The 11,890-nt window shown below is 48.3% G+C and carries 11 protein-coding genes; 1 reads left to right on the forward strand and 10 read right to left on the reverse strand.

Going from position 1 to position 11,890, the window contains the following annotated elements:
- Positions 1-11: 11 nt before the first annotated feature.
- From AC812_RS10890 to AC812_RS10900, 3 genes are read right to left on the reverse strand one after another with little or no spacing between them, the layout of a single operon-like run.
- On the reverse strand, positions 12-1,031 hold the full coding sequence (locus tag AC812_RS10890) for an AIR synthase family protein (protein WP_061916108.1): 1,020 nt from the start codon (positions 1,029-1,031) through the stop codon (positions 12-14).
- Positions 1,028-1,780, reverse strand: a complete 753-nt coding sequence (locus tag AC812_RS10895) for a Mut7-C RNAse domain-containing protein (RefSeq protein ID WP_169787296.1) — start codon at positions 1,778-1,780, stop codon at positions 1,028-1,030. Before AC812_RS10895 ends, AC812_RS10890 begins: the two co-directional genes overlap by 4 nt.
- A complete protein-coding gene (locus AC812_RS10900) occupies positions 1,770-2,978 on the reverse strand; it encodes a radical SAM protein (RefSeq protein ID WP_061916113.1) in 1,209 nt (402 codons plus the stop codon). The genes AC812_RS10895 and AC812_RS10900 overlap by 11 nt, the downstream gene beginning before the upstream one ends.
- A gap of 106 nt (positions 2,979-3,084) precedes the next feature.
- On the opposite strand from AC812_RS10900, the gene AC812_RS10905 reads away from it, so the two are divergent.
- The gene (locus tag AC812_RS10905) at positions 3,085-3,792 is read left to right on the forward strand and encodes a histidine phosphatase family protein (protein WP_061916116.1); all 708 of its coding nucleotides are present in this window, start codon (positions 3,085-3,087) and stop codon (positions 3,790-3,792) included.
- A gap of 16 nt (positions 3,793-3,808) precedes the next feature.
- On the opposite strand, the gene AC812_RS10910 is transcribed toward AC812_RS10905, so the two are convergent.
- The 7 genes from AC812_RS10910 to AC812_RS10940 form a co-directional block, all read right to left on the reverse strand.
- A complete protein-coding gene (locus AC812_RS10910) occupies positions 3,809-5,083 on the reverse strand; it encodes an MFS transporter (RefSeq protein WP_061916118.1) in 1,275 nt (424 codons plus the stop codon).
- A gap of 64 nt (positions 5,084-5,147) precedes the next feature.
- On the reverse strand, positions 5,148-7,379 hold the full coding sequence (locus AC812_RS10915; RefSeq protein ID WP_061916121.1) for a WD40 repeat domain-containing protein: 2,232 nt from the start codon (positions 7,377-7,379) through the stop codon (positions 5,148-5,150).
- 2 nt (positions 7,380-7,381) lie between these two features.
- Entirely contained in the window at positions 7,382-7,954 is a 573-nt protein-coding gene (locus tag AC812_RS10920) for a 4Fe-4S single cluster domain-containing protein (protein ID WP_061916126.1), read from the reverse strand.
- On the reverse strand, positions 7,955-8,167 hold the full coding sequence (locus AC812_RS10925) for a DUF2997 domain-containing protein (RefSeq protein WP_061916131.1): 213 nt from the start codon (positions 8,165-8,167) through the stop codon (positions 7,955-7,957).
- Positions 8,168-8,176: 9 nt separating this feature from the next.
- Positions 8,177-8,554 (reverse strand): DUF1257 domain-containing protein, encoded by a 378-nt coding sequence (locus AC812_RS10930; protein ID WP_061916134.1) that lies wholly within the window; start codon positions 8,552-8,554, stop codon positions 8,177-8,179.
- A gap of 12 nt (positions 8,555-8,566) precedes the next feature.
- Positions 8,567-10,168 carry an Hsp70 family protein gene (locus tag AC812_RS10935; protein WP_061916137.1) on the reverse strand — a complete coding sequence of 534 codons (1,602 nt, stop codon included), beginning with the start codon at positions 10,166-10,168 and terminating at the stop codon, positions 8,567-8,569.
- 21 nt (positions 10,169-10,189) lie between these two features.
- The gene (locus AC812_RS10940) at positions 10,190-11,728 is read right to left on the reverse strand and encodes an AAA family ATPase (RefSeq protein ID WP_061916140.1); all 1,539 of its coding nucleotides are present in this window, start codon (positions 11,726-11,728) and stop codon (positions 10,190-10,192) included.
- Positions 11,729-11,890: the final 162 nt, after the last annotated feature.

Genomic DNA, 11,890 nt, shown 5'->3' on the forward strand with positions numbered 1-11,890 from the left:
TCCGCTTTGGGTTAAGTCGTTTCAAAAAGGCGGGCAATTTCATCTCGATTGAATTTATTCAATAACCTTTGACCGTCAGGTGTAATTTGATAGACAAGCGGATCTCCGTGATTTACTTTGCCGAAAATGGTGGCGGTAATTCCATTTTCTTGTAATGCTTTGACAATCGCCTGACTTGAAGAGGAGGAGGCTGCAATGATCAACGCACCAGAAGCGATGCTACCCATCGGATCCAATCCAAAAAAGTCACAAACTTTGCGCGATATGGGTGGAATGAATATTTGGGAAGGTTCAATGATCAGCGTGTTCTGACTGGCGTATGCCAGTTCCCATAATGCAGTTGCCAGACCGCCTTCGGTTGGGTCGTGCATAGCATGGACTTCACCGGCGTTGACTGCAATTTCTGCATCCCGGCTGACGGAAATGCCGGGGTCTATCAAGAAATTTTGGGCCTGGGTGATTTCGTCTGGGTTTAAGGCAGTCGTCAACCGATCGGGAAATTCTTTCGCCAAAAGGGCGGTAGCTTCGATGGGAATGCCTTTTGTCAAAATCAAGGCATCGCCTGGTCTGGCTCCGCGGGGGGTAATTAATTTTTCACGCGTGGTCTCACCGATCAAGGTTGTTACCAAAATTGGCCGGTCTAACCCACTGGTAATTTCCGTATGACCGCCAATCAAAACGATGCCCATTTCCCGGCAGGTCTGGCTCACATCCGCAGTGATTTCGTGAACAAGGGAAGGGGTGGTCTTGTTTTCCGGAAGCAGCATGGTGAGCAGCATCCATTGAGGTTTTGCGCCGGTTGTTGCAATATCATTGGCGGCTATTTGAACAGCATACCAGCCAATTTGACGGGTTGCAAAAGTAATCGGTTCGCTTTTGAATACCAAAGAGCGATCCCCAAAATCCACGACGGCGCAGTCCAAACCTATGCCGGGGCCCAAGATAACCCTTTCTGCGGTTGTGGGCAGGGTGTCAATCAGATGTTGTAAATATTCATGGGGTAATTTACCGAGCGGAAAGGTAAAATTCATTTCTCCTCGTCTTTGATGGCGGCAAAGCGTTGAATGATGGGTTTAATGCGGTCATAATGTGAGCCTTTCCAGTAGATTTGACCGCAATCGGTGCAGCGACTGAATTCGTTGTAGTATAAACGGGTCAATGGCAATAATTGATCGAGGATGGATTGTTTGTCAACCTTTTCCAGTAAGCCGTTGCAACGCGGGCAGCGGCTGAAAGGTTTGAGATATGCCCCGAGTTGAAAATGATTAATGACCTCGGTTAGTTGGGAGAGAGGATCGTCTTGCCGGACACAATAACCCCGCTGGATGATTTTTCTCTTTAACAATCCGCGGTCGCGGGTCAGCACAACTCGATTCTGCTCGACCGCGATGCTGGCAATTTGTTCATCATCAAATTGGTGGTTGTAGCAGGCATCAATGCCCAAAAGGCGCAAATAGGCGGTTAATTTTCCCAAATGATTGTCCAAAATGAATTTTGCAAAACGATCACCAAAATTTATTTGTTCGGTTTGCCATGGGTGGATATGAATATGATCGCCGCAAATGGGATGATAGGCTAAATCAACCTCTTGCTGGTTGACTTTGATTTTTCCAATTTCGGGGTGAGGGACACCAATGGCTTCCACAATGTGTTTCAAAGAGGTTTTTTCGTGCAATTGAAAACGAACTAGGTGCGGATCGGCTTTGGATTTGAAAAAATCGGTCAAAGCCCCGTGAAAAATAACCGTAATCTCTCCACGGTACAGGGATTCAGTAGACAAATTCTCGGATGTCATAGCGGCTGATGTGGGGAGTTCCACTTTTCGACCCGAAAACCAGATTGGCTTCAATGGCTTCGCCTTGTTGAATGCGTTCAGCGGCGCTCAATGGCTGGAGTGATGTTTGATACGCTGTTTGGACATAAGGCAGATTCTCGTTTTCGACCAGCTCGGAAAAGTATATCAGGTCTTCGGCATCCAATGGCATGGCGTTGATAAGTTGGCTCGTATCCTGAACATGGGCATCTGCGTAAGTTTTACCACCTGCGCCGAGCAGCACGATAATGCCAACGGCTACTCCGCCGGCTTTGATATTTCGGACGGCTTGAAGGACATCCTGTGGGGTGCCGGGCTTGTGTAAAAATTTTAGCAAGGGTTCGTGACCCGATTCCATACCGATATAAACCCGCTTTAAACCCATTTCGGCAAGGCTGGCAAAGTCCTGCGCAGTTTTGCGCTCTCCGCTGAAGCCATCCAAAAAGGCGAAGATTCCCCCCAGTCGTTCAACATCGAGTTCCGCGTGAACCACTTCGAGAAGGCTGATCAGGCGGGGCATAGGGATGACCAGAGCGTTCGCATCGCCCAGGAAAATTGTACGCCTGAGGCTGAGGCCTTCCCCCAAGAAAGCCTTTACCGCGCGGATATGCTCGCGGAATTCGTCTACGCGTTTGATACGAAAAGGGCGGTCGCGGTAGAAATCACAAAATGTACAGGTGTTGAATGAGCAGCCTTCTGCTGCCTGCAAAACGACGGAAATATATTGATCTGGCGGAAGAATACCAACCGGTTTGTAAACCTGATGATATTTCTTGGCGTCTGCTACGGCAGATGAATTGTCAAACGCTGCCGCAATTTGCAAATCGTGCCAGCCTTTCTCATCCAAGGGCGGGTTGAATTTAATCTGATTGTTGCGCAGATCTGAAAGCAAGTCATTCAGCAGGATATGACCGCGTTGAATCAAATTGACGGACTCGTCCGGGGAAAGCCAACGGCGATGGCGGTTTTTATCGGGCGTCTGCCACTTGGCCACCACTTTGCCATCTAATCCACGGCGGTAAGATACTTCATTCACCAGCGCAGTCCACAACCGCCCAGCCAGGTCATAACTAAATACCTCTTTGCTGCCAATGCTCACTGTCAGGCAGTTGGTTTTAATGCTGATTGTAACCGATTGATTCTTCCAGTAACCTTGATGAACCATAGACCTAAAAGGGTTGAACGGTATAATATGCAGGTGTTCCTGAGGCTTTGTGAATTATATACCAATTGATCATCTGCTTATAGGATGGTAAAAGGAATCGGTTTTTATGCGCATTCTGTTCATTCGACATGCTCAATCAACCAATAATTTGCTGTGGGATCAGACGGGCAGCAGCGATGGCCGTTCGAGTGACCCAACCCTAACGGAATTAGGGATCAAGCAATCATTGGCACTGTGCGATTACTTTGGGCGCTATCTGGCATTGAATTCTAGAGGTTCATTTCCCGATACGAAAAACATCTATCTTTACAGCAGTCTGATGTGGCGATCTCTTCAAACGGCCCAACCCATTGCGGATGAATACAGTTTGCCGATTTTAGGGTTGCGGGATTTGCATGAGGTTGGCGGGGTGTATCTCAAGGATCCTGAAACCGAGCTGAATGTTGGCTTGCCCGGCAAGAAACCAAGCGATCTCCAAAGGGCATTTCCTCGCCTGCAATTTGTGCAAGAACCGGATGAGCAAGGTTGGTATAACGCTGCTTATGAATCAGACGACCAAGCCCATGCCAGGGCAAAACGGTTGATGGACTGGCTGATAAATCGGCATCGAAATAGCCCTCACGTGGTGGTGTTGGTCAGCCATGGGGCTTTTTTCAATTATTTTATGAACGAACTCCTGGGGATCAACCCACCATACCGCGGATGGTTTGTCATGAACAATACCGGTGTAACACAAATTGAGGTTGAGGAGGAAGAAATCTATGTTCTCTTTGTCAATCGGGTGGATCACTTGCCGGCTGATTGGATAAGTTAGAGCCTGAGTAAAAAATTTATATGGCTTGTGGGGGCTGAGCATGAATGAAGGTCAATTGACGATTACGCCAGAACATCAGGAATCCGATTAATTGCAAAGCCCCACCGACAATCAGGGCAACACCAATCCCGGCAAGGTCGGCAATGGCTGTGCCGATGAGCGGAGAGAGGATAGAAGAAACATATTGCAGACCTTGCGCAATGGAAACAAAGGTTGCGCTGTATTCGGTTGGTACGGTTTTCATCAACTCATCGAAGAAGACCAGATTCAAGCCGGCCTGAAAAATTCCGTTAATCCCTGCAAACAGGGTGATGAGAACGACATTGTGAGTGCTGGCAACCAGAATCGGGTAGATGGCTGCCCCAAAAGTCGTCCAGAGCAGGACATTCCGCGATCCACGCCGGCGCGATTGTTGAGTCCAAAAGAAGTAGCCCACAATCACAATGGCAGTTTGAGCCGTATTGATGGTGGCAATCCAGCTGTTGCTGGCCTGAACCTCGCGAACAAAGTAAAGTGGGAAAAGCGGTAAGGTCAAGGCTGCACCGGAGAGGAAGACAAAGCGTTTGATAACAAATGACTGGAAGGGTTTTTCCCGGCTTATAAGGGTAAGATATTCACCAATAGTTTGCTGAAAAGGTTTTTTCCCGATCTGGCTTGGTTTTTGAAAGTCGGGCAATTGAATATGAGAAGAGAAGTAATAGCTGATCAATCCCCCCACCGAAAGGAAGATAAAGATGACCTGAAAATTAGTTGGGAAGGCAATTCGATCCAAAAATTGACCGATCACGAAGACGGCCACTGCGGTGGTTACTCCCAAGATTGACCAGCGACGGGTCATCAACTCGTAGCGCAGATTGGGGCCGGCTACAGCGTTCATGACCACCGAAAAGGAGATGTTCAACAGCGTTTGAGGGATGGTTGCCAGAGCCCACACAACCAAAATGCCGGTAATTAAAGGCTGACCCTGCAGCAGGAAAGCCAGAGCGCCGGTCAGGGCATAACTCATGATGACACCCAGACGGGCAAGGCTGAACCATGGGATGATCTTTTTTTGATTTTGCAGAAACTGCCCCATTGGAATTGCCAGGATCAAGCCGGCTAAGGCAGGCATGGAGGTCAACAACCCAATTTCGTATGAAGAAGCCCCCAATCGCGTGAGAAATACCGGTAAAAATGGAGCAGCAGCGTTGGCGAGCCCTACGCCAATGGCATCAATTTGAACATTGGTAAAATTTTTGGATTGGACTTTATCTAATTCTGCAGGATTTGAAAAGTATCTTTTTAGGTTCACAATGAAATATCCAGAAAGATCAATTCAAACAAGTTATGATTATACACTCCCCTAATTAAGTTTTTTACAACAGGATGTCATAATCGCCAATTTGAATTGGCTCGGCGTTTTCAATCTGAATGTCAAAGCGAGCCCGCCATTGCAGTATCTGCCGGGCAAATTCCAACCATGGCTCGGTGGCAGGTTGAAGACCGGCGTTAATCCATTGATTGATTTTTTGAAGCCAATCGTGAAGATCGCTTTGAATAGGTTGAAAGAACAGGATCAATGGCTGAAAGTCCCAGATTACCACCCTGCCATCCGCGCTGGAACTGATCAGGGTATTACCATCCGGGATAAACCCCAATCCGCTGGCGGGTTGATTATGCAGTTCGATGGTGAGGAGCGGTTTCAAATCGGCTTCATGGCGGATTTGGATTTTTCCATCCAACCCCATGCCGCAAAGCAGCGGTAAAGTGGGATGGTAGACCAACTGGTTGATTGGAGTAGAAGACGGTGAGGGCAGTGTAAGAGGTTTGAAGGTCGAAAGGCTGAATTGCTGGATCGTGTGATTGCGGATTGCCACAGCAAATTTTTGGCGATTATTAATTGCCATTGTCAGAGGAGCATCCTCTAAGCCAGAGATGGAATGTATGCGGTGATTTCCATGGACAGAGATTATTTGACAGGTGCGGTCAGCGGTGGCACAGAGCAGTAGATGATTGTCAGGCGTAATCAGTAGGGAAAAAATCTCATTCCCGATTTGAACGGGAGGACGTGCCGCCAAACCGCTTGGAAAGTGCCACGATTGAATCGCTCCATCAAAAGCGGCCGTATAGAATATCCTGCCATCGGATCGAAAGACCATCCCCCGGACTTGACCTTTATGCCCATCCAGTGTTTTTAGTAAGGCATGATCCTGGCGGCGAAAAATGCGCAGGCGATGATCTCCACCAGCACAGACCAGATAACGCGCCTGTGGGTCGTAGATGATCAGCCGTGTCGGAGAAACCGGGCTTAGAAGGGGGCTTTGCCATTCAAGCGAGGTCAGATTAAGAAACTGAATAGAGGAGTCGAGGGAGCCAAAACCAATTTCCATTCCGAAGGGTGAAATCGCCATGCTGGTGATACTGCCAGCAGGGGATTGGAGAATCGCTTTCCGGAAGACGGGAAGGGGTTTGGAGAAACAAACTGATGCCAGCCAAGCGACCTGATTGAGTTGAGGGTCATGCTCGAAGTTGATTGCATGTTCGCTGAGGTGATGAAGTAAATAGGCAGACCAGAACAAAGGAGCGCGAGATAAAAGGCGCAGCCAGAGCGGTTCTGATGGATTTAGCAGGATGGCTTGAACAACCCTTTCCCAATCCGCGGGGGTTAATTCCCATAAAACGACAGCAGAACGGCTGTCGGAAAGACGGGAAAGCCATTCGACATGACCGCTTATGCGTGCCTGAGACAGAATTTTTTGCCTTAAAGCCGGACTGGCAGATGAGTATGCCTCTACCAGCCACTGGTGGGTAAAGTCAAATGTTTCGTATTGATCCCATTGGTTTGAGAGAAAATAATAGAGGGCTTTTTCTGTCGGAACCGATGGTGAAAGATTTTTCTGTTGACAAATTTGTCTGGCCGTCGGATCATCAAAATAGACTGCTAGCCTGCATAGAAAATCCACTGCAATGGTGTTCTCCGTTTCAGCCAGCGAGGATAATCGCTTAAGGATGATTTGTTTCTCTGATTGGGAGGTTTGAGGATAGAGAGCCAGCAAGTGGCTTGGTTTGTCAGGTGTATTGAAAAGGAGCAGGCTAAGCAGGTGTGAGAACCGTTGCCGGGCTGGAGATGGGGCAGATTCGATGATTTTCATTTGGGTTGAGGGTTGGGCGTGGTGAAAAAAATACTCGGCGAGAAGTTCGAGATTTTCGCTGGATTGCGCATAGCCACCATCTGGAAGGTATAAAAAGGAAAAAACGGCTTGCAAATGGGGGTTTGGACAGGGCAGGGGATTGAATTTTAAGTGTGTGATTGCTGGTGGATAATCCCTTTCAATTGCAAGCCGGTACAGGCTGAGGATTGCTTCTGGGTTGTTTTGATGGCTTAACTGGATCAGTGCGTCAAGGGCATCTTCCCTGATGATCGGCAGAGGGGCAAAAGCGCAGGCTTCTTCAATGAGAGCAATACTTTCCGGGTTTGGATCAGTCAATAGTATTCGAATGATCCCTCGTTGAATCAAACTCACAAGTTCTTCTTTGGGAAGAGACGGGAATTCGCTTACGGAAAGGAGTGTGCGACGGAATTCTTCGAAAAGACGCTGCTCACTCATGGTCAACGGAAAATCAGCGGATCAATCCCGCTGAAAAGAAGTTCACCGCTTTGTTCGATAATGATTTCACCGGTTGGAACATGCAACAGGTCAGCCATCGAATAACGGGAAGAAAAAAAGTGAATGGTCTTATTGCTGGAGCCAATCCAGAGATTTTCCGAAGGATGAGATTTGTCATAACGACCGGCAATCAGCACATCAATCAACTCCGAAAGCTTATTTGAAGCCGGGAAAGTATTAATCTCTTCAGGGGTAAAGCCAGTAAAAAGGATTACGGAAAGGTGGGTTTTTTGGCGGATTTCTGCCAAAAAACGCAATAATGGCCTCAGCTGTTGCAGCGGCTCGCCGCCGCTGATGGTTATCCCTTCAATAGAAGGGCTGATTCGAAAAATCCGGGACAGTAACCCACTCAATTGGACTGATGCTCCGCCCGTTGGGGAATGTGTTTGTGGATTGAAGCAACCCGGACAATTCAGGGTGCAACCCTGCAACCAGAGGACGGCTCGTTTGCCGGGACCGTTCGAATAACTAAAAGGCTCAAAATGATGAATCCGCAGCGTCTCTGCCACACTCATTTATCCTTTGATTTCCAACGGCGGTATCAAATTTGAATTACCGATAGGGGGTTCCTGGCTCTCAGCGGTCATTTTTCGCTCAAGGATGTGATTTCCCAACGCTTCTTCAAGAGCCTGAGTAATTTCCAGGCAGGTGTTTCCTTTTACTCCGCGGACGCTGATTTCAACCTTTCCGTTGGGGTGGATTGTCAATTCGATTTCCTGGATTTCCATGACAAAGTCCTATGCCATTCGGCGTAACAGTAAGTGAATTTTACCAGCCTCGTCTTTCTCCTCGACAAGATAAAAGCCCTGTTCTTCGAGTTTTTGACGAGCGGCATGATAAGCATACCGCTGGTTGATTCGACGGACAAGGCTGGTCCGTTTGACTCCCATAACGCTGAACCAGTCCGCAACGATTTCGAATTTGCCTTGACGTCGTCGGAATCCAATTTCTGCGCTCAGCGGAGGACGAACTTTGATCTCAACATCGGCTTGCTCACCGCCCAGGGAAGTAATCTTCAGTTCTCCCTGCTCGACCGGATAGCCCAAATCGCGCAGAGCCAGGAGTAAGATTTCCGCATCCACCCATTCCGTCTTGAATTTTGAGATGTGTGACATTCTTTTACCTTGCTACGATAAACGAATAACCGGTTGATTTTCCAATATGATAATCCCAGTTTGCAAATCGCGGGCAGTGATTGTCAATCTTTTTTGAGAATCGATGAAAAAAGAGATTTCAAAGCGAGGAATTGAGGGTTCAGCCGGAGGGTCAGCGATGAGAAATGTTGGGCAATGTTCATTGACAAAAAAATAGGTTCTCTCCTCGATTTGTTGGGAAGGAAGTTGAATGATCCTTGCCGAACCCTGCGGATCAAAAATCAGCTCAAGATTCTCCTGGGAGAAACCGCTTTCGCGTGAATTGCGTATTTCAAATATGGCCAGCCCCAGTTTCTGTTGACCCTCGTATGAGGCTTTGATCGTCAAATGCGAGATGGGCTGGGGGGTTGGATAAGATGTCCCGCTGGAAACAATTTTCTGGAAAGCGTATCGTCGGCTGTGTGGTTCAACATAACGGATGGCATAATCATGGCGCACATAATCAAGGATGTCCATTCCAGATGCAAACAGAGCCGCCCCTCTTGCTACGGCGTCGAGAGGGCGTCTAACCTGGACAGGGGTAGATTCGAAGAAATTTTTTACATGTTGTTGAACGGCCGGTATCAAACTGCTGCCGCCAATCATCAATACTGAGCTGATTTGGTCCTGAGAATATCCTCTCTCATAAGCCTGATTGAGAACATGGCGAAACAAATCGCTCACCTCATGGAAGAGATGGTTGCGTTCGAGGATGTTTTCAAACTCATCGCGGTTGAGGGTCAGGTTGATGAGCTTGTCATCACGAAGGCGGATGTCGCCGGTTGAGGCTTGTGGGTCATGTGAAAGGACTTGTTTGACCCCTTCACAGGCGGATAGGATTTGGGTGCTTGCCTGCCTGACAAGAGGATGATCATCCGTGAGGGAAAACCGCGATAGTACTTCCTGATAGAGCCATTGGTCAATCCGCATGCCTCCAATGTTTTTCCCAGCTTTTCCCAGCACCCGGCAGAGCGGTTTGTTTTTGTCTGTGGGTGATTCTTCCCCGACAATGACCATTGCGGCGTTCATAGTTCCCCCGCCGAAATCAAAAACGAACAAAATTGTCCCGGGCTTAACCTGAATTCCGTAACCAATTGCAGCAGCGACAGGTTCGTCTATCAGGGAAATTTTGGGCAGGTGGTTGGATTCTGCCAGCGTATTCAACCAGTTGGTATAGAATTCAAAGGATTCAACTGGTGCGCTAAAGGCAACCCTGGCGGGTGAAATGGCCTGTTCTTCACGCAGCATCGTAAAAATGGTCGTTAGAAAGTCCTGGGCGGCTTTTGAAGGAGTTGTTTCGCGCTCATCCAACCGGATGCGGATGGGACTACGACTGAGAATATATTGTTTCATCCAGCGCATGGTACGGCGGGAGTCGCCCAGACCTTGTTGGAGAATTTGATTACCGATCCAGAGGTGTCCTTCTGGTGAATAATGGATTAAAGATGGGATGAGAGGAATTTGCTCTCCATTTTGTGAAAACAGACGGCAGTAATCCGGAATTTTGATCAGGGAAACCTGCTGGGAGTTTTCGTCCCAGCCAGCGATCAGGGTATTTGACGTCCCAAAATCAATTCCTAAAGCGGAAATTCCCATCCCGTTTGAGCCTGAACGCTGCTAACCTTCTGAACGGATATCCAGTTGAATCGGAACGAATTGATGTTCTGCTTCTTCGGTCTGTTGAAACGAAGCCGATTGAGCGCGGCCTTCTCGCAGCCAGTTGCGCAGCATGGTGATATTTTCCCGCTGAGAAACCGAAAGGGGTACCTGACGTTTGAGTGAGTAAAGGATGTCCTCGGTTGTAAATTCGCGTAGACCATCATTGAAACCAATATACATCGCATCAATCACCGCCTGTTCGATCTCCGATCCAACATATCCGCTGGAGGCTTCAGCCAGTCGGTCGAGACGATAATCTTCCGGTAATCGGCCGCGTTTACGCAGATGAACAGCAAAAATTTCGCGCCGTTCTTCAAACGTGGGAAGATCCAGGAAAAAAATTTCATCAAATCTGCCTCGCCGGAGCAGTTCCGGCGGAAGGCTGGAAATATCATTGGCGGTGGCAACGACAAAGCAGGGAGCAGTTTTTTCCTGCATCCAGGTCAAGATGGTGCCAAATACGCGGGTACTGGTGCCACTATCCAAACCTCCGTGAGCGAGGGCCTTCTCCATTTCATCAATCCAAACCACACAAGGAGAAACGGTCTCGGCCAGTTTAAGAGCTCGGCGGGTTCTTTCCTCCGATTCGCCTACCAGACTGCCAAAAAGGGAACCAACATCCAGGCGCAGCAAGGGTAAACGCCACAACCCGCCGATCATTTTTGCAGTCAGACTTTTGCCGGTTCCGGGAATTCCGATGAGACCAATCCCTTTAGGAGCAGGCAAACCGTAAGCGCGGGCTTCCTGTGAAAAAGCGCGTTCGCGTAAGCGCAGCCAGTTCTTAAGCACACCCAGTCCGCCAACATCATCGGGGGTTTCGGTTACCGCGAAAAACTCGAGTGCTTCGCTTTCGCGGATGATTTGCTTCTTTTCCTCGGTAACCAGATCAATATCGCGGTCGTCTAATAAGCCGTCTTTGACAATGGATTTCGCGAACACCCGCTGGGCTTGAGAGGCAGTCAGTCCAATCGCCGCCTGAATCAATTTTTCTTTTCCCAATGGAGTCAGGTTGACTTTGACGCCGGGGGTCTGAATGAGCCGGTTGAGGACTTCTTCCAGTTCTGAGAAGGTTGGAAGGGGAAAATCCACCAAAACGGCGTCGTCTTTCAATTCATCCGGAATTTTTGACGAGAGTGAGGTAATCAAGATGGACTTTTTGGAAAACTTCAACCGCTGGCTGACATTTCTTAATTTGCGTTTGATCTGCGGATTGTTCCAAATTTCATGAAAATCTTTGAGAACAAAGAGCGCCGGTATGGCCGGATCAGCCGCTTCGATTTGTTCCAGTGCCGTGAGTGGATCGCGGGCAGTGTTTGGATTACCGCTGCCGACTAGAAGTTGAAATCCATCGGCGGCATCCCAACTCAGAAGCCGGCGCTGGGTCTGTTCGCAAACCCGCTGAATTGTGGTTAACAAGCGTTCCTCTTCTGGGGTGACGAACACCAGTAAAGTGAAACGAGCTCTCAGGTATAAATCGAGTTGATCTTCTACATTCATAAGATTTGATTTCTAATTCGTTCTTTTCAAGTGATTATAACGCATCCTTACTTTTCTTTCGGGTTGTGACATTTATCAACCAGAGCAGTGACAGAGGAATACTGAAAGTGAATTGGCTTTCACTATAATTGAATTGAGGGAAAACGTGAAATCCAATTCTTC

Source organism: Bellilinea caldifistulae, from assembly GCF_001306055.1.
In the GTDB taxonomy this organism is placed as follows: Bacteria; Chloroflexota; Anaerolineae; order Anaerolineales; family Anaerolineaceae; genus Bellilinea; species Bellilinea caldifistulae.

Excerpts from the sequence above, each read along its gene's own strand:
- AC812_RS10890 (WP_061916108.1), bottom strand. The coding sequence starts at position 1,031 with ATGAATTTTACCTTTCCGCTCGGTAAATTACCCCATGAATATTTACAA.
- AC812_RS10920 (WP_061916126.1), bottom strand. The coding sequence starts at position 7,954 with ATGAGTGTGGCAGAGACGCTGCGGATTCATCATTTTGAGCCTTTTAGT.
- AC812_RS10925 (WP_061916131.1), bottom strand. The coding sequence starts at position 8,167 with ATGGAAATCCAGGAAATCGAATTGACAATCCACCCCAACGGAAAGGTT.
- AC812_RS10900 (WP_061916113.1), bottom strand. The coding sequence starts at position 2,978 with ATGGTTCATCAAGGTTACTGGAAGAATCAATCGGTTACAATCAGCATT.
- AC812_RS10930 (WP_061916134.1), bottom strand. The coding sequence starts at position 8,554 with ATGTCACACATCTCAAAATTCAAGACGGAATGGGTGGATGCGGAAATC.
- AC812_RS10940 (WP_061916140.1), bottom strand. The coding sequence starts at position 11,728 with ATGAATGTAGAAGATCAACTCGATTTATACCTGAGAGCTCGTTTCACT.
- AC812_RS10935 (WP_061916137.1), bottom strand. The coding sequence starts at position 10,168 with ATGGGAATTTCCGCTTTAGGAATTGATTTTGGGACGTCAAATACCCTG.
- AC812_RS10905 (WP_061916116.1), top strand. The coding sequence starts at position 3,085 with ATGCGCATTCTGTTCATTCGACATGCTCAATCAACCAATAATTTGCTG.
- AC812_RS10915 (WP_061916121.1), bottom strand. The coding sequence starts at position 7,379 with ATGAGTGAGCAGCGTCTTTTCGAAGAATTCCGTCGCACACTCCTTTCC.